The 19,389-nt window shown below is 67.6% G+C and carries 20 protein-coding genes; 12 read left to right on the top strand and 8 right to left on the bottom strand.

Annotated elements, in window-relative coordinates; all coding sequences use genetic code 11:
• Positions 1 to 121: 121 nt before the first annotated feature.
• The gene (locus SD37_RS00920) at positions 122 to 691 is read left to right on the top strand and encodes an SMI1/KNR4 family protein (protein WP_044849390.1); all 570 of its coding nucleotides are present in this window, start codon (positions 122 to 124) and stop codon (positions 689 to 691) included.
• A 12-nt stretch (positions 692 to 703) separates the two neighbouring features.
• Here SD37_RS00920 and SD37_RS00915 read toward each other — a convergent pair whose 3' ends face one another.
• Together SD37_RS00915 and SD37_RS00910 are read right to left on the bottom strand one after the other, a co-directional pair.
• Positions 704 to 1,168 (bottom strand): SRPBCC family protein, encoded by a 465-nt coding sequence (locus SD37_RS00915; protein ID WP_044849391.1) that lies wholly within the window; start codon positions 1,166 to 1,168, stop codon positions 704 to 706.
• A gap of 35 nt (positions 1,169 to 1,203) precedes the next feature.
• On the bottom strand, positions 1,204 to 3,549 hold the full coding sequence (locus SD37_RS00910) for a hypothetical protein (protein WP_044849392.1): 2,346 nt from the start codon (positions 3,547 to 3,549) through the stop codon (positions 1,204 to 1,206).
• Positions 3,550 to 3,825: 276 nt separating this feature from the next.
• Here SD37_RS00910 and SD37_RS00905 point away from each other — a divergent pair, with 276 nt between their 5' ends.
• The 7 genes from SD37_RS00905 (at position 3,826) to SD37_RS00875 (ending at position 9,214) form a co-directional block, all read left to right on the top strand.
• The gene (locus SD37_RS00905) at positions 3,826 to 4,473 is read left to right on the top strand and encodes a DUF3558 domain-containing protein (RefSeq protein WP_083254851.1); all 648 of its coding nucleotides are present in this window, start codon (positions 3,826 to 3,828) and stop codon (positions 4,471 to 4,473) included.
• Between the two features lie 26 nt (positions 4,474 to 4,499).
• Positions 4,500 to 5,165, top strand: a complete 666-nt coding sequence (locus tag SD37_RS00900) for a DUF3558 domain-containing protein (protein WP_335622512.1) — start codon at positions 4,500 to 4,502, stop codon at positions 5,163 to 5,165.
• A gap of 124 nt (positions 5,166 to 5,289) precedes the next feature.
• A complete protein-coding gene (locus SD37_RS00895; protein WP_044849394.1) occupies positions 5,290 to 5,901 on the top strand; it encodes a DUF3558 domain-containing protein in 612 nt (203 codons plus the stop codon).
• Between the two features lie 231 nt (positions 5,902 to 6,132).
• Positions 6,133 to 6,639: a hypothetical protein gene (locus SD37_RS00890; RefSeq protein WP_044849395.1), complete on the top strand. Its 507-nt coding sequence runs from the start codon at positions 6,133 to 6,135 to the stop codon at positions 6,637 to 6,639.
• Positions 6,639 to 7,244 (top strand): DUF3558 domain-containing protein, encoded by a 606-nt coding sequence (locus tag SD37_RS00885; protein ID WP_044849396.1) that lies wholly within the window; start codon positions 6,639 to 6,641, stop codon positions 7,242 to 7,244. Before SD37_RS00890 ends, SD37_RS00885 begins: the two co-directional genes overlap by 1 nt.
• A gap of 3 nt (positions 7,245 to 7,247) precedes the next feature.
• Entirely contained in the window at positions 7,248 to 8,468 is a 1,221-nt protein-coding gene (locus SD37_RS00880; protein WP_044849397.1) for a hypothetical protein, read from the top strand.
• 2 nt (positions 8,469 to 8,470) lie between these two features.
• Positions 8,471 to 9,214 (top strand): ESX secretion-associated protein EspG, encoded by a 744-nt coding sequence (locus tag SD37_RS00875; protein ID WP_044849398.1) that lies wholly within the window; start codon positions 8,471 to 8,473, stop codon positions 9,212 to 9,214.
• On the opposite strand, the gene SD37_RS00870 is transcribed toward SD37_RS00875, so the two are convergent.
• From SD37_RS00870 to SD37_RS00860, 3 genes are all read right to left on the bottom strand, one after another.
• Positions 9,211 to 9,966, bottom strand: coding sequence for an amino acid ABC transporter ATP-binding protein (locus SD37_RS00870; RefSeq protein WP_044849399.1), 756 nt, complete (start codon positions 9,964 to 9,966; stop codon positions 9,211 to 9,213). The two genes, SD37_RS00875 and SD37_RS00870, sit on opposite strands and share 4 nt — an antisense overlap.
• Positions 9,963 to 10,769, bottom strand: a complete 807-nt coding sequence (locus tag SD37_RS00865) for an amino acid ABC transporter permease (RefSeq protein WP_005160261.1) — start codon at positions 10,767 to 10,769, stop codon at positions 9,963 to 9,965. Before SD37_RS00865 ends, SD37_RS00870 begins: the two co-directional genes overlap by 4 nt.
• Before the next feature lie 70 nt (positions 10,770 to 10,839).
• Positions 10,840 to 11,661 carry a transporter substrate-binding domain-containing protein gene (locus tag SD37_RS00860; RefSeq protein ID WP_044849400.1) on the bottom strand — a complete coding sequence of 274 codons (822 nt, stop codon included), beginning with the start codon at positions 11,659 to 11,661 and terminating at the stop codon, positions 10,840 to 10,842.
• 148 nt (positions 11,662 to 11,809) lie between these two features.
• Here SD37_RS00860 and SD37_RS00855 point away from each other — a divergent pair, with 148 nt between their 5' ends.
• The 3 genes from SD37_RS00855 to SD37_RS00845 are packed head-to-tail and all read left to right on the top strand — an operon-like array spanning position 11,810 to position 15,267.
• A complete protein-coding gene (locus tag SD37_RS00855) occupies positions 11,810 to 13,471 on the top strand; it encodes a circularly permuted type 2 ATP-grasp protein (protein ID WP_044849401.1) in 1,662 nt (553 codons plus the stop codon).
• Between the two features lie 9 nt (positions 13,472 to 13,480).
• The gene (locus tag SD37_RS00850) at positions 13,481 to 14,428 is read left to right on the top strand and encodes an alpha-E domain-containing protein (protein ID WP_044849402.1); all 948 of its coding nucleotides are present in this window, start codon (positions 13,481 to 13,483) and stop codon (positions 14,426 to 14,428) included.
• Entirely contained in the window at positions 14,425 to 15,267 is an 843-nt protein-coding gene (locus SD37_RS00845) for a transglutaminase family protein (protein ID WP_044849403.1), read from the top strand. Before SD37_RS00850 ends, SD37_RS00845 begins: the two co-directional genes overlap by 4 nt.
• A 4-nt stretch (positions 15,268 to 15,271) precedes the next feature.
• Here the strand turns inward: SD37_RS00845 and SD37_RS00840 are convergent, their stop codons facing one another.
• Positions 15,272 to 16,276, bottom strand: a complete 1,005-nt coding sequence (locus SD37_RS00840; protein WP_044849404.1) for a FecCD family ABC transporter permease — start codon at positions 16,274 to 16,276, stop codon at positions 15,272 to 15,274.
• Entirely contained in the window at positions 16,273 to 17,256 is a 984-nt protein-coding gene (locus SD37_RS00835; RefSeq protein WP_083255239.1) for a FecCD family ABC transporter permease, read from the bottom strand. Before SD37_RS00835 ends, SD37_RS00840 begins: the two co-directional genes overlap by 4 nt.
• A gap of 114 nt (positions 17,257 to 17,370) precedes the next feature.
• Here SD37_RS00835 and SD37_RS00830 point away from each other — a divergent pair, with 114 nt between their 5' ends.
• On the top strand, positions 17,371 to 18,369 hold the full coding sequence (locus SD37_RS00830; RefSeq protein ID WP_044849406.1) for an ABC transporter substrate-binding protein: 999 nt from the start codon (positions 17,371 to 17,373) through the stop codon (positions 18,367 to 18,369).
• An 88-nt stretch (positions 18,370 to 18,457) separates the two neighbouring features.
• On the opposite strand, the gene SD37_RS00825 is transcribed toward SD37_RS00830, so the two are convergent.
• Positions 18,458 to 19,315 (bottom strand): alpha/beta fold hydrolase, encoded by an 858-nt coding sequence (locus tag SD37_RS00825; RefSeq protein ID WP_044849407.1) that lies wholly within the window; start codon positions 19,313 to 19,315, stop codon positions 18,458 to 18,460.
• Between the last annotated feature and the right edge of the window lie 74 nt (positions 19,316 to 19,389).

Raw genomic sequence — 19,389 nt, 5'->3', positions numbered from 1 at the left:
CCGCGCGTTGAGAGGGCGAGCTCACCCCAGGGGAGGAGGCTCATGTGGGTGATGAGGGCCCGAGTGGGAGCGGCGTTAAAAGAGAAGGCGTCTCCGCGTCGCGCGACTTAGGCTCGAACACATGTCCACAGTTGAGCACGCCTTCACCCTCAAGGAGGCACATGACCTCCAGGCGAGCTTGGCCGAACCCGTGCGCCCCGGGTTGAGCGAGGCCGAGCTCGACGACGTCGAAGCACGTTTCGGCTTCCGATTCGCCGCGGACCACCGGACCTTCCTCTCCGCCGGGGTGCCGATCGGCGACCGCTGGCCGGATTGGCGCTGCGGCAACCCCGAACAGCTGCGGAAACGGCTGGATTGGCCGGTCGACGGGGTGCTCTACGACATCGAGCACAACGGCTTCTGGCTGCCCGGCTGGGGGATGCGGCCGATCGACCTGGCCGACGCGCTGGCCAGGGCCCGTGAGCACCTCGCGCGGGTGCCTCAGCTGGTGCCGGTCTGCGGGCACCGGTATCTCCCAGGGATAGCCGGGAGTTCGGGCTATCCGGTCTTTTCGGTGTATCAGACCGACATCATCTATTACGGCTACGACCTGCGCGGATACCTGCGGCACGACTTCGGCGGCCAGCCGCTGGGCCCACCGCCTCCGGGCGGCCCGCGGCACGTCGAATTCTGGTCGCACTTCGTGGACTGAGGCGCCCGCCGGTCAGGATTCGGCGGCGGTTTTGAGCCGGGCCAGGGTCGCCGCGATGTTCGCCCGGTTGGCGTCGTCCCGGTTCCAGACCCCGGTGAACAGCGACGTCGGGCCGCGGAGCCAGCCCGGCCGCCGGTCCCACGTGCTCTCGACGGCCACACAGCCGTCGTCGGTGGACTCGATGTCGTACTGCCAGCGCGCGACGGGAAGACCGGCGAAGGTGGTCACCTCGAACGCGAACCGCTTGCCCTCGTCGGCGTCGGTGATCGTCGAAAGCGTGCTCCACCGGCGGATCCCGTGGCGGTTGCGGCCACGGAACTTCGCGCCGACGGCAGCGGCCTTCGCGTCACCGACCCAGCGGTGCCCCTCGTACTCTTCGGCCATTCCCGCGAGCGCGCCCGGGTCGCTGACCAGGGCGTACACCTTCTCGGGCGGAGCGGCGATGGCGATCTTGCCGGTGGCGCTGGGTTCCGTCATGACATACCTCCGTACTGAGGGTATGTGAAATACCCTCAGTTGTCCCGGCGGAGCATGCGACTGATACCGGCGGCGACCGTCGTGGCCAGCACCCAGCCCGACGCGGTGAACCCGGCCGCGACCCAGTTGTCCACGCCGTGCATGTACCAGCGCGACTTGTTCCCGAAGTCGACGATCGGGACCAGGAGATCGACCGTGTACAGCACCGGGTTCCACTGCAGTCCGGTGTCGTCCTGGTTGACCAGGCATCGCGGCCCGCTCACGGTGAGCTTGGGATTCGTGACGCAGTCGTCGACGCCGAGCCCGAACCACAGGCTTCCCAGCACGAGCAACGTCAGCAACCAGCCGAGTGCCCGCACCGGGCGGAAGCCGTAACCGACCATCGACCGCTGCAGCCAGCTCCACACGTGCACGCCGGGACCGAAGAACTTGAAGCCCTTCGCGAGCGCCTCGTACCGGAACTGCTGTTTCTTCAGCATCACCGTGGAGGCGTGCTCTTCATTACCGGACGCGCGCAGCGTCGCCGCCAGCTGGTCGTAGGGTCCCGGCCGGTAGCCGTCCATCGCCTTGCGCAGCAACACGATCCGATGGTCGATCGCGCGGTCGTCGTCGAGGGCGATGTCCTCCTGGAGCGCGTCGTACCGGAAGTCCTCCAGCTCGATCCCCGCCGCCGACGCCCAAAAGGCCTCGTTGTCGCCCAGCGTGCCGCAATGCGCGCGCCGCAGCACGATCCGGCCGTCCGGGGGAGTGGCCGGGGTGAGCAGGAACTCGTCGGCCGAAACGTCACTGCCGTCGAGCGCGATCCCGTGCTGCGGCAGGGAACCGAGCCGCGCGCCGCGGAAATCGACGCGCCGCGCGATCTGGGCGCCGTCGAGGTTGACCCCGCCCTGCGCGATGAACGGGCGCTCCTTGTTCTCGGTGAGGACGAGGTCCCGGCCGATCCGCGCGGTGCGGACGTCCAGCGAGTAACTGGTGTTCGTCCGTGCGCCGGGCTCGGTCAAACTGGTACCGAAGAGGTTCACGCTGCCGCCGACCTCCGCGCCCTGCAACCGCAGGGTCCCCTCGACGGTCGCGTCGGTGAGCTGGAAGTTCCCCGCGATCTTCGCGCGCCGCGCGGAGAACACGTCGCGGCGCGGATGCAGGAACATCGAGTTCCAGGCGAGCACGTTGCCGCCGACGGTGATGTCGGCCATACGCAACTGTCCCGACGGCACCCGCAGACTCGTCGCCTCGATGTCGCCGCCGATCGTCGTCCCGTCGAGATGGATCGCCCGGTCGTAGTACGGGGTGCTCCGCCCGCGCACCACCTGGACCTCGGCCCCGGCCAGCCGCAGCGATCCGCCGATCCGCGCGTTGACCATCCGCAGCGTCCCGGTCGCCTGCATGCCGTCGCTCAGTTCGAGGTTTCCGTTGACCGTCAAGCGATCCGCGACCAACGCCGGCCGCGGGTCGATGTACGGGTCGTTCGATTTCCAGGCGCCCACCACGATCGGACCGGACTGATTCACCGAAAGCCGGGCCTCGCGCATGATGATGTCACTGTCCACAGTGGCGCTCGGCAGGAACATGATCCCACTGGCGGTGAAGCGTTTCCGCTGCGCCGCGGGCCCGTAGTTGTCGACCTCGCAGAGCAGGCTGCCACCGATGTGGATCCCGTTCCCGTTGAGGGCGAACCCGTCCCGGTTGTTGAGCGTCGCGCCCGAGAAGTTGACGTTACCGCCGGCCCGCATACCCGGGATGCGGACTTCCCCGTTGGCCACCAACCGATACGCGAGCAGCGCGCCGACGATGGTGACGCGGTCGGCCTGGATCGCCTTCCCCCGCGGATGGGAGATCACCGTGCGGGTCAGCACGACCGACCCCTCGATGACCGCGTCCGTGAGGTTGACCGCCGCGTTCGGCATCCCGCGCTCACGATCGTCGCCGCGCTGGACCGTGGTCTCCTCGATCTCGTGCTCGCCGTCGACGTGCACGACGCTGCGGATCAGGCGGACGTCGTTGCGGGTGCGGAGATTCCGCGCCTTCAGCCCGGGCAGCCAGCACTTGCGGAACACGAGCCCCAGCAGATGCGCCTCGCGGACGTCCGGCGGATGCTCGAACCGGCACCGCTCGAACCGGAACAGATACTTGAGGTCCGCCGCGCGCAGATCGAGCGTCCCGGTGATGTAGGCGTCCTCGACCTGCACGATCGGCGCGTTGGTCGCCTGGCGGCGCCACCGGAGCAGACCTGTCGTCCCCGGCTTCATCAACTCGGAAGCCGGGACCTCGTACCGCTTGTCGGGGTTCGGGTCGAACGGATCGAGCGGCGGCAGGGCGGCGTCGCCGTTCGTCTCACCCTCCCCAGGATCGCGCGGCCCGTTGTTGCGCCGAAAGCCCGGCATCGTCTCGCTTCCCTCCCCCGTCGTTCCCCGGCCATCAGCGAAGCCGATCATGCCCTGGATTCGCAAGGGGCCCAAGGGTCAGTAGACCGGAACCTGCCAGAAACCAGGACGGCAGAACGGCCCTCGGGGTTACAGACCAGGGCGTTCGTGTTCGTCTCGGTGATCTTCGTCGGACTCGTCACTGGGCGGGTGGCTCGCTGCTACGGTCACTCACCGGAGTCAGAGGTGGACTACGGGTAGGTCGCGCCCTTCGCGGCCCGTGCGGGGAGGCACGACATGACAGAGCTGGCCATAGAGCCCCGGAAGATCGGCAGTCCGATACGGCCGTCGGCGATTCTTCTGCCGATCATCATCGCCACCAGCGTCACGCTCAGCGGCTGCGGCAATGAACCACCAGTTCACAGCACACCACCGACACTCCCGATGTCTTCAGCACGCCTGCCTTCGAGTGGTGCGCCCGCCGTACCGGAACCGATCTACAACACGACAACGGTCGAGAAGGATCCGTGCAGCGCTGTCCCGAACGCCGAAATCGAAGAACTCGGCGGCAAGGTCGAGCGCTCCCGGACTGTTGATCTGTCAGTGGGTTTGAGCTGCAGTTGGCTGTTTTTCGAAGCTCCCAGCACGGTCAGCGCCGGACTGGCCGTCGGCAACAAGGACGGTCTAAGCGCCCTATACGCCCAGAACGCGGCCGGCGGCCTCACCACCTTCAGGCCTGTCGCACCTGTCGCCGGACACCCAGCGGTCATCTATGCCAACGGCAGCGAGGGCAAGGGGACCTGCACTCTCGCGGTCGGCATTCGGGATGACCTCGTCTACACCGTCACCCCGCACCTGTCGTCCGGGAATCCGATGCTCACCGATCCCTGTGGAATGGCGACCAAGGTCGCCGCCGCGGCGATCGAGAATCTCAAGAAATCCTGATCAGGCGATCACATCGACCTGTGGCCATGCCTGTCCGAATGAAGACCAAAGAGCCTCGACGCACTCCGCCAGATCGGGAAGGCCGACTGATGCACCACGCTGGGAAACTCCTGTCGATCGCCGCAGTAGGCGCCGTCGTACTCGCCGGTGCATGCAGCGACCAGAAGGCGGCAACGCCGACCTCGCCCGCACCGTCCTCCGCCCGCCTTCCGGCAAACGGAGCGCCCGCGGTGACGAACCCGATCCTGAACACCTCGCAGGCCGAATCGGACCCGTGCAGCACGGTGACCACCGCACAGATCGAAGAGATCGGTGGGAAGGTCGAGCGGTCCGAGCAGGAACAGATGACCGTGGGCAAAGCCTGTGCGTGGATCTTCGCAAAAGGGGCGAATACTGTCAGTGCCGGGCTTGTTGCCGGCAACAAAGACGGCCTTAACTCTCTCTACGCACAAAACGCGACTAGCGGCTTGACCACGTTCAAACCGGTCGAACAGGTCGTCGGCTACCCGGCCGTCGTCTATGCGAACGGCGGCGAAGGGCCGGGGACCTGCACGCTCGCCGTCGGCGTCCGAGATGACCTCGTCTACACCATCATCCCGCGACTCGGCAGCGACCACCCTTCGTACTCCGATCCCTGTGGTCTGGCGACCAAGGTCGCCATTGCGGCGATCGAGAATCTCAAGAAGTCCTGATCAGCGGACCAGAAAATGACATGTCGCGCAGCCAACCGGCCGCGACTTCGCCCCGAGTAGCCATGGACCAACGGCAGGACGAGGCCGTATTGGAGGCGATTCGGCAAACCGGAAAGGCCGTTTGATGCGCCGGAGTAACCAGTTCCTGTCCGTGGCCGTCGGAGCCGTGGTGGTCCTCGCAGGTGGCTGTAGCGATCAGAAGTCCGGGAACCCGACACCGGCGCCGTCACCGCCTCCGGCCTCGACACAGCTTCCGAGGGACGGCGCTCCCACGGTTCCCGAACCGATCAAGAACACGGCGGGGGCGGAGACGGATCCATGTAGCGCAGTGAAGACCTCGCAGATCGAAGAACTCGGCGGAAAAGTCGAAAAGACCGTGACCGACGACGGTGCACTCGGCAAGAACTGCGGTTGGATTTTCGAGGAGGGACCCAGCAATGTCAACGCCGGCCTCGTCGTCGGCAACAAGGAAGGTCTGAGCAGCCTTTACGCGAAGAAGGCACACGGCGACTTCGTCACCTTCAAGCCGATCGACCCGATTGAGGGCTACCCCGCCGTCATTTACGGCACCACTGGTGGACGTGCGGGCTTTTGCAACCTGGCCGTCGGTCTTCGCGACGACCTCGTGTACACCGTAGTTCCCCAGCTTTACACGGGCAATCCCATGCTCTCGGATCCCTGCGGTTTTGCGGCCAAAGTCGCGGCTGCCGCGATCAAGAACTTCAAGCGGGCCTAGGAGCGGCGGTGAGGCTTCTCCAGCTCAATGCCGACGCCGCGACGACGTGTCTCTCCAGACCGGGCGAAAAGGCTGATCGGGACGAAAGCAAGTCGATCCCCCATCTTTCGATGGTGATCTTCCGCGAAGGGGCTGATCGGCGGTTTACCTGCTGCTATCGTCACCGGTTGGAGTCAGTGGGGAACTACGGGTAGGTCGCGCCCGATCGCGGCCCGTGCGGGGAGGCACGTCATGACACGACCGGGAAGCGGCCCTCAGGGGATCTACGAGCAGGTGAGCTCGACGGCGCCGCAGGCACCACCGCCGCCGGGCTCGGGGTTGATCCCGGGTGCCGCCGCGGCGCCGCCCCCGCCACCGCCGCCGAATTACGGCGAACTGGGCAGCGGGCAGGCGAAGGCCGACTTCGCGGCCGCGTCGGCGAACGGCGGCTGGGAATTCGACCCGGCAGCCATGGACAAGGTGATCAAGTCCCTAGAGGACTGCATCGAGAACGACTTCAGTCAGGCGCAGGACCACGCTACTTGGCTGACAATGATCCAACCTCCCGGCCAAGAGGTCGGCAGCGAGGGCTATGCCGCTGCTGCTAACAAATCGGGAGCGGCTTATCAAGACTTCCTGCAGGGCGCCCGCGACTACACCATGGCCTACCTTGGGACCTTGAAACAGATCCGTACCGCCTATCAAGAGCAGGACCAGGCGGCCCTCGACGCCCTCCGCCAGATTGGAAAGACCGCCTGATGCGAGCTTCGGCCACAGTCCTGACCATCGCAACCCTGGCCTCGCTGGCTCTGCTCGGCGGATGCAGCGATAAGAATGGCAACGACCCCACGCCCACCGGTGCACCTTCGCCGACCGGCTCTTCGTCTGCCGGAGCCCCCGCGGTGAAGGATCCCATCACGAACACTGCAGCGGTCGAAGCAGACCCTTGCAGCGCCATTCCCGCTGCCGAGTTGGAAGCGATAACCGGCAAGATCAAAAGGTCTCGCACCGAAGACATGACCGCCGGAAAAGGTTGTACCTGGGTCCTCGAACTGAGTCCGAACACCATCAACGCCGGACTCGTCACGGGAAACAAGGAGGGCCTGGGCACCCTGTATGCGCAGCATGCGGCGGGCAGTCTCACGACGTTCAAGCCAGTCGATCCGATCGATGGCTACCCAGCTGTCGTCTACGCCAACGGAGGCGAAGGCAAGGGAAACTGCACTCTTGCCGTCGGCGTCCGGGACGATCTCGTCTACAACGTCATCCCGCGGCTTTCCAATGAGCACCCGTCTTTCGCCGATCCGTGCGGCATGGCCACGAAGGTCGCTGCCGCGGCGATCAAGAATCTCAAAGGAGCGTAGGCCGTGACCTACAGCGGCTGGGAGATCTTCACGAAGCTCAACGCCAACCCCGCGACAACGGAGACCCTCGACCGAGCGCAGGTCGCGTCGCACAAGCTCATGGTGATCCACGAGAACATCAGCAAAGCCATGGGCGACAGCCAGACAGCGCTGAGTTCCTTCTGGAAGGGCAAGGCCGCCGACAGCGGCACAGCCGGCCTCGCCCCGCTCATCGCGACCTCCAAGATCGCGGGCGAGAACATGGACCGCGCCCGTCAGTCGATGTTCGACCAGAACGCTTCCTTCCACTACACGCGCGGCAATGTCCGCCCGGTCGAGAAGGAGCGCGCCGGGGACAGCGGGCCGGAGGACGTCCTGTCCATCGGCGCGAGTGACGACGAGATCGCCGCCGCGAAGTTCGACGCGGACACCAAGCACAACGTCGAGATCTACGAGCCGTACTACCAGAGCACTCAGCCCCGGCAGCTGACGCTCGCGCCGGTCTACCCGGCCGCGCACGATCCGAACGTCTCCGCCGGGCCGATCACGCCGGATCCGATCGATCCCGGGCACACCATGGTCAGCGGGTTCAGCGGCGGTCATTCGGGTGGCGATTCGGGGCGGACGGGGCCTGGGCCGGGTGGGTACACCGGCGGGCCGAGTTCGTACAGCGCGCCGCCGGGGGCCGAGGGTTACCAGGCGCCGAGGCCGCCGGTCGTGCCGCCTCGGATGCCGCAAACGCCGCTGCCTTCGCAGCCGCCTCGGCGGCCGAACGACCAGACCGATCTTTCCTCGGTGAAGCCCGCGCCCGCGATGCGCCCGGGTGAGTTCCGGCCGCCCGGCTTCGGGCCCGGCGGTGGCGGTCCGGCCGGTCCAGGCGGACCAGGCGGCGGATTCGGACCGGGTTCGGGTGGGTTCAGTGGCGGATTCGGGCCTGGTGGCGGGTTCGGGCCGGGTGGGTCGACCGGTGGGCCCGGGAGCATGGGGCCCGGTCGCGGTGTCGGGGCCGGTATGCCCGGCGAAGGCGCGATGCGCGGTCCGGCCGGTACGCCTGCCGGGGGTGCGGCGGCGGGCAGGCCCGGCGCGCCCGGGATGGGCGGCGGCATGGGTGGCGCCGGTAAAGGCGGCAAGGGTGGCGAGGACGAGGAGCACCAGCGCAAGATCATGCTTCAGGAAGAGGACGGCGATTCCATCTTCGGCGGCTACGACGGCGACAAGCCGGTCCCGCCGGTGATCGGCGCGTAGCCGTGCTCCGGAAGCCTGTCGAGCTGACGCTCCAGACCTACGAAACCCTGCTGGATCAGCATAATCTCGGCGATATCCACCCGACGCTCGTACGCGGCGCGCAGTGGTACCTGCCGGAGGAGCGCCGTGCGCTGGCCGCCACCGCACAGTCCGAATTGGACGGACAAGGACTGCTGACGCGTGGCCGGATCGACGACGAATTCCTCGACACGCTGCGCTTTCTGCAGCGGCCGGCGGTCGAGTACTACTCGTGGGTGAAGTCCGAGGGGCGGGAACGGACCGTTCGCGCCGCAGGGAGTGGCCGGGAAGCGGTCACGGTCGTCCTGGTCGACAAGGTCGTCTACCTCACGCCGACCCGGCCGGACACGCTCGCGCAGGATTTCACCGGTCTGCTCCCGGAGGCACCCGCCGCGCGCACGCCTTCGCTGAACTGCTCGGAAGCCGATCTGCACGTCCTCATGAAGGGCGAGATGCTGACCGGCACCAGCCCGAGCATCCGCGACGCCAAGAAGGTCCTCCAGTGGATCCGGTCACCGCACACCTTCTTCGGCAGGCTGTACGTCGCCATCCGTGACGGCGGCGGCAACCGGAAACGCGTGGAGAAGCCCCCGGGCTGGATGGACACCGAGCAGGGCCGCGTCGTGTTCGGCCCGGACACCAAGGGCTGGGTGAGCCTCATGGGTGCCGGGCCGCACGAAGTGGCCGCCAAGGTCGTCCAGCTGGAGGCGCAGCTGCGGGGACGCTAGCCCTGGTGGTTCGGGTTCAGCACCCGCGAGAGGAACGTCTTCGTGCGTTCCTCCTGCGGGTCGCCGATGACCTGGTCCGGCGCGCCCTGTTCGACGACGACGCCGCCGTCCATGAACAGCACGGTGTCGGCCACCTCACGGGCGAACTGCATCTCGTGCGTGACGACGAGCATCGTCATGCCCTCCTCCGCCAGCTGCCGCATGACCGCGAGGACGTCACCGACGAGTTCGGGGTCGAGCGCCGACGTCGGCTCGTCGAACAGCATGACGTCGGGGTTCATCGACAGCGCCCTGGCGATCGCGACGCGTTGCTGCTGCCCACCGGAGAGCTGCGTCGGCAGCGAAGACTCCCTCTCCGCCAGGCCGACCTTCGCGAGGTTTTCCCGCGCGATGCGCTCCGACTCCTCCTTGCCGCGCTTCAACACCTTGCGCTGCGCGACCGTGAGGTTTTCGAGCACGCTCAGGTGCGAGAAGAGGTTGAACGACTGGAAGACCATGCCGATCTTCGTGCGGGCGGCGTCGATGTCGACGTCCGGATCGGTGATCTCGCTGCCGTTGACCACGATCTTGCCCTGCTGCGGTTCCTCGAGGAGGTTGACGCAGCGCAGCAGCGTCGACTTGCCGGAACCCGACGGGCCGATGATGCAGACGACCTGGCCCCGCTCGACGTGCAGGTCGATGCCCTTGAGCACTTCGAGTTCGCCGAACGCCTTGTGCAGTCCCGAAACCTCGACGATCGTCTGGCCGCTCATACCGTTCCTCCGCCGGGCACTCCGGCTCCGTATTTCTTCTCTAGCCGCTGCTGCAGGATCGACAGCGGAATGGTGATGACCAGGTAGCACAGACCGGCGACGACGATCGGCGTCAGCCCCTTGGCCTCCAGCAGCGCCTGACGGCTGAACTGCGCCAGCTCCTGCTGCGCGGGCGTGGTGCCGAGCAGGAACGCCAGCGAGGAGTCCTTCGTCAGCATGATCAGCTCGTTGGCCAGCGGCGGCAGGATGATCCGGAACGCCTGCGGGATCACGACGGTGATCATCGTGCGCGCCGGCGACATACCGAGCGAACGCGCGGCTTCGACCTGTCCGCGCGGCACCGCCTGGATACCGGCGCGGATGGTCTCCGCCATGTAGGCCGAGGACACGATGCCCAGCGCGAGCATGATCGACACGTTCCGCGGCAGGAACACGTTCGGGAAGGCGATCGGCACCCCGACACCGACCGCCAGGAAGATCAGCAACGCGGGCAGGCCGCGGAAGAATTCGATGTACCCGCGCGCGAACCAGCGGTACGGGCCGACCGACGAAAGTCTCATCAGCGCGAGCAGAAGCCCCAGCCCGAGGCCGAGTGCGAAGCCCAGCGCGGTGAAGATGATGGTGTTCTTCAGCGCGACGGTGATGACGTCCGGGAACTGCTTCGCGGCGACGTCGAGATCGAAGAAGGCCTTGCCCAGCCGTCCCCAGTCGGCCAGGAACGCGAACACCACGACGATCACCAGCAGCAGCGCGTACTGCGCCCACCGGAACGCCGATCGTCGCTGGCGGCGGCTCAGTGCCATTTCACTCCTCAGAAAGGTGGCGACAAGCCTGTGGCCGGTGCGCTGGCACCGGCCACAGAGAAGGTGATTATCAACCGGCGGTCGGGCTGCCCGGCTGCCAGGTGGGTGCCTTGCCGAACCACTTCTGGTAGATCTGCGCGTACGAGCCGTCGGTGACCGATGCCTTCAGCACCTCGTTGACCTGCGTGAGCAGGGCGGTGTTGCCCGTCTTCATCCCGATGCCGTAGAACTCGTTCGTCTTGAACTCCGTGACGACGGTGGTGTCCGGGTTCGTCTTCACGAAGTCGTACAGCACGCCGTTGTCGTTGACGCCGGCGTCGATCTGACCGCTCTTGACGGCCTGCTCCAGCAGCGCGAGGTCGTCGAAGGTGACGATCTCGGCGCCGGCGGCCTTCTCCTTGGCGTAGTCGGCGCCGGTGGTGGCCGACTGGACACCGATCTTCTTGCCCGCGACGTTGCTCAGGTCCTTGATCGGCGAACCGGTCTTGACCAGCAGCGCCTGCGAGGCCTCGAAGTAGGGGTCGGAGAAGGCGAACTTCGCCTTGCGCTTGTCGTTGATCGTCATACCGGCGGCGGCGAGGTCGCACTGGCCGGTGTTCATCGCTTCGCCGGACTCGATGTTCTCGAAGGCGATGTCGACGATGCTCTGCTCGACGCCCAGCTTCTTCGCGATCAGGTCGACCAGGTCGACGTCGAAGCCGACGATCTTGTCGCCCTGCTTGACCTGGAACGGCTGGTAGGGCAGGTGCGTGCAGGTGGTGAGCTTGCCGGAGGCGACGAGCTGCACGCCACCGGCCGCGGTGTTCTGCCCACCCTCGTCACCGCAGGCGGTCAGCGCCCCCGCGGCGAGGGCGAGCGCCGGGATCAGGGCGAGCGCTTTCAATCGGGCCACGTCGTCACTCCTTGTAGTTCCCATGTGTCGAGAGCACGCATATTGCCACTCATCCGGCGGCAAGCCCAGCACCGCGACGTTACAGGGCCGTTTCGGCCGTAACGGTCCTCACGCCGGGTATCGCGCCGACATGGCAGGGTGAGCGAGTATGGCGACCATGAACAACAACTCGGCGCCGCGCCTTCCGCCGTCGGGCCGCCGTCCGCGGACGACGACTTCGGCGCGGCGGGCGGCGAAACCCGGAGCGCAGTTCGACGGCTATCTTTCGCCGTCGAGACCGCACGCCGGCGCGTACGACGAGATGTTCACCGCCGACGGCACGGTCCGCCAGCCGTACCGGGCCTTGTACGAGTCGATCTCCGCGCTGACCTCCACGGATCTTTCGTCCCGGTCGGCGGCGATCGACCGCGCCATGGTGGATCAGGGCATCACGTTCTCGCTGTCCGGCCAGGAACGCCCGTTCCCGCTGGACCTGGTGCCGCGCGTGATCACTTCCACCGATTGGAGCAAACTCGAACGCGGTGTGGCGCAACGGGTCCGCGCGCTGGAGGCCTTCCTGGCCGACATCTACGGCGACCGGCAGATCCTGCGTGAAGGCGTTCTCCCGCGACGGCTGATCACCTCGTGCGAGCATTTCCAGCGCGAGGCGTTCGGGATCAACCCGCCCAACGGCGTCCGCATCCACGTGTCCGGTGTGGACCTGGTGCGCGACGAGGAGGGCACGTTCCGGGTACTGGAGGACAACCTCCGCAACCCGTCCGGGGTGTCGTACGTGATGGAGAACCGCCGCACGATGGCGCGCGTGTTCCCGGACCTGTTCGCCCAGCACCGGGTCCGCCCGGTCGGCGACTACGCCTCCCATCTGCTGCGGGCGCTGCGGGCGGCGGCCGCGGCGAACGTCGCCGACCCGATGGTCGTCGTGCTCACCCCGGGGGTGCACAACTCCGCGTACTTCGAGCATTCGCTGCTGGCCCGGCTGATGGGTGTCGAACTCGTCGAAGGTCGCGACATGTTCTGCCGTGACAACGTCGTCTACCTGCGCACCACCGAGGGCGAACAGCAGGTCGACGTCATCTACCGGCGGATCGACGACGAATTCCTCGATCCGGTGCACTACCGGCCGGATTCCGTGCTCGGGGTGGCCGGGATCCTCAACGCGGCCCGCGCGGGCAACGTGGTGATCGCGAACGCGGTCGGCAACGGCGTCGGCGACGACAAGCTCGTCTACACCTACGTGCCCGAGATGGTGAAGTACTACCTCAACGAGAAGCCGCTCCTGCCCAACGTGGACACCTTCCGGTGCTGGCTGCCGGACGAGTTCGACTACGTGATGAACCATATGGAAGAGCTGGTCGTCAAGCCGGTCGAAGGCTCCGGCGGCTACGGCATCGTCTTCGGGCCGGAGGCGACGCCCGCCGAGCTGACCGCGCTGAAACGGAAGGTCAGGGCGCACAAACGCGGCTGGATCGCGCAGCCCGTCGTCCAGCTCTCCACCGCTCCCTCCAAAGTGGACGATCGGCTGGCGCCGCGGCACGTCGACCTGCGACCGTTCGCGGTCAACGACGGCAAGGACATCTTCGTGCTGCCGGGCGGGCTGACCAGGGTCGCGCTCCCGGAGGGGAGCTTGGTGGTCAACTCGTCGCAGGGTGGTGGCTCGAAGGACACCTGGGTACTGGCGCCGCGATCCTCGACGGCGGAGCGGGAGCTGGAACGGCCAGCCCTCGGCGCACTGTCCCAAGTGGACGGTCTGGTCGCCGAACAGGGCCCCGAGCTGACCACCACCCAGCAACAACAGCAGCAACAGGCATAGGGAGGTACCGTGCTGGCCCGCAACGCGGAATCGCTGTACTGGATCGGCCGGTACGTCGAACGTGCCGACGACACCTCCCGGATCCTCAACGTCTCCGTGCACCAGCTGCTCGAAGACGCCAGCGTCGATCCGGACCACGCGAGCCGTCAGCTGCTCGCCGTCCTCGGCATCTCGCCGGAGGGCATGGACTCGCTGGACGTGTGGAAGCTGACCGAACTGGTCGCCTACGCCAAGGACAATCCGGCGTCGATCGTCGGTTCGATCAACTCGGCCCGCGAGAACACCCGCGGCGCCCGCGAGGTCGTCTCGACCGAACTGTGGGAATGCCTGAACGCGACATGGAACGCCGTGCCGGACAGGCAGCGGTACGCGCGCCGCGCCGGTCCGCACGCCTTCCTGTCCTTTGTGGAGGAACGCGCGGCGATGTTCGCCGGTCTCGCGGATTCGACGATGAGCCGGGACGACGGCTGGCTGTTCATGGTGCTCGGCCGGTCGGTCGAACGCGCGGACATGGTGGTGCGGCTGCTGCTTTCGCGGGTGCAGGACAGCGCGTCGTCGCCGGGCTGGATCACGGTACTCCGGTCGGCGGGCGCGCAGGACACCTATCTGCGGACCTACCGCGGCGCGCTCGACGCCGCCCGCGTCGTGCAGTTCCTGCTGCGGGACACGCTCTTCCCGCGTTCGGTGTTCCACGCCTTGCGCCAGGCCGAAGAATGCCTGGAGCAGCTGGATCCCGGGGTCAACTCGCGGGCGAACGAGAAGTCCGAAGCGCTCCGGCAGCTCGGCCGGGCACGCAGCGAGCTGGAGTTCCTGCGGCCGTCGGATCTGCTGGAGGATCTGCCGAAACGGCTCGGTGCCCTGCAGACGTCGATCAAGGACATCGGCGACGCGGTTTCGGTGCAGTTCTTCCATTCGTCGCCATGGGTGGCCTGGAGCGGTGCGGAGGTTTCGCTGTGACCTGGCAACTTCGGGTGGCTCACCGGACGGGCTACCGGTACGCGACGCCCGCCACGCAGTCGTACAACGAGGCGCGGCTGACCCCGCGGTCCGACCGGCGGCAGACCACGGTCGTGAACCGGGTCGAGACGACGCCGGCGACCCGTGCCTACCGGTACACCGATTACTGGGGCACCGTCGTCACCTCGTTCGACCTTCACGCGCCGCACACCGAGTTCACCGTGCTCGCGACGTCGGTGGTCGAGACCGCCGACGAAAGCGAGCCGATCCGCTCGGCGTCGTGGAAGGACCTGCGCAGCGACACCGTCATCGATCACCGCACCGAGTACCTGACGCCGACCCCGTACACGCCGCGTGATCCGGAGCTGACGAAGGTCGCGCGCGAACTGCGGAAGGGGCTCGACCCGGCGGAGGCCGTGCTCGCGATCTGCGAGTGGGTCAACAAGCAGCTGAAGTACCAGCCGGGGACGACCGGCGTGCACAGCACGGCGACCGACGCCTGGCGCGCACGCGAAGGGGTTTGCCAGGACTTCGCGCATGTGACGCTGGTGATGCTGCGCGCGATCGGCGTCCCGGCGCGGTACGTCTCCGGGTACCTGCACACGAAACCGGAGGCGAAGCTCGGCGAGACGGTCGAAGGCGAGAGCCACGCCTGGGTCGACGTCTGGACCGGCGGCTGGTGGGCCTACGACCCGACGAACGCGATCCCGGTCGGGACGCGGCACGTCTGGGTCGCGTACGGCCGGGACTACGCCGACGTCCCGCCGCTCAAGGGCATCTTCACCGGCGGCGGACAGTCCACTTTGGACGTCTCGGTGCAGCTGACACGGCTGACCTGACCCGTCAGGCCCGTCGCCGGAGCAACAGCCAGAGCAGGTAAGCACCGCCGAGGGCCGCCGCGACGACGCCCGCCGGCAGCAGCGACGACTCCAGCAGGCGCTGGCCGAGGTAGTCCGCCGCGACGACCAGGGCCGCCCCGACGAAGGCCGACGCCACCAGGTTCGGCCCCGGCAGGCGCGTCATCCGGCGCGCCAGCTGCGGTGCGGCGAGGGCGATGAACGGGAGCGGCCCGGTCGCCGCGGTGGCGGCGGCGACCAGCGCCACGGCGACCAGCACCAGGGTCCGCCGTACGCGGGGGACGTCGACGCCGATCCCGATGGCGGTGTCGTCGCCCATCTCCAGCATGCGCAGCGCGCGGCCGTTCGCGAACACGATCGGGGTGAACACCGCCATCGCGATCGCCAGCGGCACGAAGTAGGTCCAGTCGCGTCCGGCGAGGTCACCGACGAGCCAGCCGACAGCCTGCGCGGCGGCTTCGAGGTTCGCCTTCACCAGCAGGTACGAGTTCACGCCGACCAGCACCGCGCTGACCGCGATGCCGAGCAGCACCAGCCGCGAACTCAGCAGTCCGTGCGGCGCGCACAGCGCCATCACGACGGCCGCCGTCAGCAGTCCGCCCGCCAGCGCGCCGAGCGAGACGACGCCGGGCGCGGAACCGAAGATCAGCAGTGTCGCGATGCCGCCGGTCGCCGAACCCGTGGTGAACCCGATGATGTCCGGGCTGCCCAGCGGATTCCGGGTCACCGTCTGGAAGATCGCGCCCGCCAGCGCCAGCGCGGCGCCGACGAGGATCGCCACCAGCACCCGGGGAAGCCGTCCCATGACGACCAGGTACTGCGCCTTCGTCCCCTGGCCGGCCAGGGTCGCGAGCACTTCGCCGGGGCTCATCTCGTAGTCGCCGGTGCCGACCGAAAGCACGACGAGGGCCAGGGTCACCAGTGCCAGTGCGGCGACGACGGCCAGCGATCGTCTGTCCAAACCGGACTCACGACGGACGAGCGTGGTCATCGGCGCACCGCCTTCAGTCGCCGGGCCACGATCACGAACGCGATCCCGCCGACGACGTCGGTCATCACGCCGACCTGGATCTCGCCCGGTGAGCCGAGCAAGCGCCCGAGGACGTCGCAACCGAGCAGCAGTACCGGCCCGAGCAGCGCCGAAAGCAGCATCACCCAGCGTTCGTCCTGGCCGATCAGCGACCGGACGACGTGCGGGATCATCAGCCCGACGAAGGCGATCGGCCCGCAGGCCGCGGTCGCCGCCGCCGACAGCAGCCCGACGGCGACCATCCCGGCGACCCGGACGAGCGCCGGATTCGCGCCGAGACCGCGGGCGGTGTCTTCGCCGAGCGCCAGCGCGTTCAGCGCGCGGGCCAGGACGACCGCGATCACCACCCCCGCGACGAAGAAGGGCAGCAGGACGGAGAGGGTGCCGAGGTCCCGGTTGACCAGCGAGCCGACCAGCCAGAACCGCATGGCCTGCAGGTTGTGCGTGTTGATCATCTGCATGCCCTGGTTGATCCCGACGAACACCGCCTGGACCGCGACACCGGCCAGCACCAGCCGCAGCGGACTGGTGGCGCCCCGCGTCCCGCCGATCACCGAGACCAGCGCGGTGCCCGCCAGCGCTCCGGCGAAGGCGAACCAGACGTATTCGCCGGGCGAGGTCACCGAGAACACCGCCGAGCCGAGCACGATCGCGACGGCGGCGCCGTGGTTGATGCCGAGCAGACCGGGTTCCGCGACCGGGTTGCGCGTGATCGCCTGCATCAGCGAGCCGGCCAGCCCGAGCGCCATCCCGACGAGCACGCCCAGCACCGTCCGGGGCAGACGATCGTCCCGGACGACGACGTCGGTGTAGCGGCCGTCGTAAGCGAGGAGGGCGTGGAGGACTTCGCCGAGGGACAGGCGGTTCGAGCCGAAGCCGATCGACAGCAGGATGACCGCGGCGAGCGCGATGAGCGACCCGGTCAGGACCAGCGTTCTCACGGAAACGCTGGTCCGGGGTGATCTGACGCGCTCCGTGACCTGGACCATGGCGTTCACGATAAGGGAAGGCTAGCCTAACGCCGAACTTCGGTCCCTCGGCGAAAGAAGATCTCCATGCACCTCTCTCGACGCGGCTTCCTCGCCGGCACCGCGGCGCTCGGCGCCACCGGCCTCCTGACCGCCTGCGGCTACCAGGAAGAGGCGCCGACGGCGGGCACGGGCACGACGTGGTCCTACACCGACGACCGCGGCCGCAAACTCGAAGGTGAGCGGCCGACCCGGATCGTCGCCCAGGTGACCGCCGCCGCGGCGCTGTGGGATCTCGGCGTGAAGTCGGTCGGGATCTTCGGCCCGTCGAAGTTCGCCGACGGCAAGCCGGACCCGCAGGCGGGCGGCGTCGACCTGAACACCGTCACCTCGCTCGGGAACGTGTGGAACGAGTTCAACTTCGACAAGTTCGTCGCGCTGAACCCGCAACTGCTGATCAGCGTGATGTACCTCAAGGACCAGATGTGGTACGTCCCGGACACGCAGACGGAGAAGATCGACAAGGCCGCGCCGAGCGTCGGGATCCGGCTGCAGGACATCTCGATGCCCGAGGGAATCGCGAAGTTCATCTCGCTCGCGAAGGCGCTCGGGGCGGATACGGAAACTCCCGCGATCAAGGCCGCGAAGGAGGAGTACGAGAAGGCTGACGCCGCCCTCGGCGAGGCGGCGAAGAAGGCAGCCGGGCTGAAGATCCTGCTGGTGTCGGCGCAGAAGGACGCCGTCTACATCTCGAACGCGCCGAAGTTCGCGACCTCGAAGCACTACCAGAGCAAGGGCCTGGACTTCGTCACGCCGGAGGCGCCGGACGAGAGCCAGGGCGGTTACTACCAGCAGATCAGCTGGGAGAACATCGGCAAGTACCCCGCCGACGTGATCATGTACGACAACCGTGGTGGTTCGCTCTCGCTCGGCCCCGAGGGGCTCGGCGGCGTGCCGACCTGGGCCCAGCTGCCCGCGGTGAAGGCGGGGAAGCTGATCCCGTGGAACAACGAGACGCCGTTCTCGTACCAGCGCTTCACGCCGCAGCTGACGGAACTGACCGCGGCGCTGAACAAGTTCGCTTAGGTCTGGCGGGCGCGAGTGTCATGAGGGGTCCCCATAGGACAATTTTCGTCCTATGGGGACCCCTTATGACATCCGGGAGCACCCACCCTCAGCCCAGGAACTCACGCAACGCCGCCGCGAGGTCGGCCGGATTGTCCTCCGCCACGTGGTGCCCGGACTCGATGGCGAAACCGCGCACGTCCTCGGCCCAGTCACGCCACACCGCGACCGGGTCGCCGTACAGGTCGGCCATGTCGTCGCGGCTGGACCACAGCATGAGCATCGGACAGCCGAGTTTCCGCCCGGCCGCCTTGTCGGCGTCGTCGGCTTCGCGGTCGGGCCCAAGCCCGGCGCGATAGTCCTCGAGCATCGCGTGGACGGTCTCGGGATCGTGGATCGCGCGCAGGAAGTCAGCGTGGTTCTCGGCGCCCATCGCCTCGGGATCGCCGCCGTACCAGGCGTCCGGGTCGGCGTTGATCACGCGCTCGGCGGGTTTCGCGAGCTGGCCGAAGAAGAACCAGTGCCACCAATCCCGCGCGAATTTCGCGTCGGCGCGGGCGAGCGCTTCGCCGATCGGGACGCCGTCGAGGATGACCAGCTTGGTGACCGCTTCGGGGTGGTCCATGGCCAGCCGATGCGCCACGTAGCTGCCCCGGTCATGACCGGCGACGGCGAACCGTTCGTGGCCGAGGTGCCGCATGAGCGCGACGATGTGCCGGGCCATGGCGCGTTTCGAGTGCGCGGAGTGGTCTTCGGTGGTCTCGGGTTTCGAGGACTGGCCGTAGCCGGGCAGATCCGGGCAGACGACGGTGAACGCGTCCGCGAGCCGGGGCGCGACGTCGTACCAGGTGGTGTGCGTACGCGGATGTCCGTGCAGGAGGACGAGAGGCGGTCCCGAGCCGCCGTGACGGACTCTTAAGGTCACTTCGCCGACGTCGACGTTCTCAAGCTCGAAACCCTCGAACATGATCCTCCCGTACGCGCCATGAAAGGTCCTTTCCTGGCAAATTTTGCAAGGAAAGGACCTTTCATCGCAGCGTG

This window comes from Amycolatopsis orientalis, assembly GCF_000943515.2.
GTDB lineage: Bacteria > Actinomycetota > Actinomycetes > Mycobacteriales > Pseudonocardiaceae > Amycolatopsis > Amycolatopsis orientalis.
This window is presented reverse-complemented; position numbering and strand designations above follow the sequence as displayed.

Coding starts and splice junctions, on each gene's coding strand:
- SD37_RS00870 (WP_044849399.1), bottom strand. CDS start 9,966: ATGAGCGGCCAGACGATCGTCGAGGTTTCGGGACTGCACAAGGCGTTC.
- SD37_RS00910 (WP_044849392.1), bottom strand. CDS start 3,549: ATGCCGGGCTTTCGGCGCAACAACGGGCCGCGCGATCCTGGGGAGGGT.
- SD37_RS00855 (WP_044849401.1), top strand. CDS start 11,810: ATGGCGACCATGAACAACAACTCGGCGCCGCGCCTTCCGCCGTCGGGC.
- SD37_RS00905 (WP_083254851.1), top strand. CDS start 3,826: ATGACAGAGCTGGCCATAGAGCCCCGGAAGATCGGCAGTCCGATACGG.
- SD37_RS00840 (WP_044849404.1), bottom strand. CDS start 16,276: ATGACCACGCTCGTCCGTCGTGAGTCCGGTTTGGACAGACGATCGCTG.
- SD37_RS00865 (WP_005160261.1), bottom strand. CDS start 10,769: ATGGCACTGAGCCGCCGCCAGCGACGATCGGCGTTCCGGTGGGCGCAG.
- SD37_RS00915 (WP_044849391.1), bottom strand. CDS start 1,168: ATGACGGAACCCAGCGCCACCGGCAAGATCGCCATCGCCGCTCCGCCC.
- SD37_RS00920 (WP_044849390.1), top strand. CDS start 122: ATGTCCACAGTTGAGCACGCCTTCACCCTCAAGGAGGCACATGACCTC.
- SD37_RS00890 (WP_044849395.1), top strand. CDS start 6,133: ATGACACGACCGGGAAGCGGCCCTCAGGGGATCTACGAGCAGGTGAGC.
- SD37_RS00885 (WP_044849396.1), top strand. CDS start 6,639: ATGCGAGCTTCGGCCACAGTCCTGACCATCGCAACCCTGGCCTCGCTG.
- SD37_RS00830 (WP_044849406.1), top strand. CDS start 17,371: ATGCACCTCTCTCGACGCGGCTTCCTCGCCGGCACCGCGGCGCTCGGC.
- SD37_RS00895 (WP_044849394.1), top strand. CDS start 5,290: ATGCGCCGGAGTAACCAGTTCCTGTCCGTGGCCGTCGGAGCCGTGGTG.
- SD37_RS00825 (WP_044849407.1), bottom strand. CDS start 19,315: ATGTTCGAGGGTTTCGAGCTTGAGAACGTCGACGTCGGCGAAGTGACC.
- SD37_RS00900 (WP_335622512.1), top strand. CDS start 4,500: ATGCCTGTCCGAATGAAGACCAAAGAGCCTCGACGCACTCCGCCAGAT.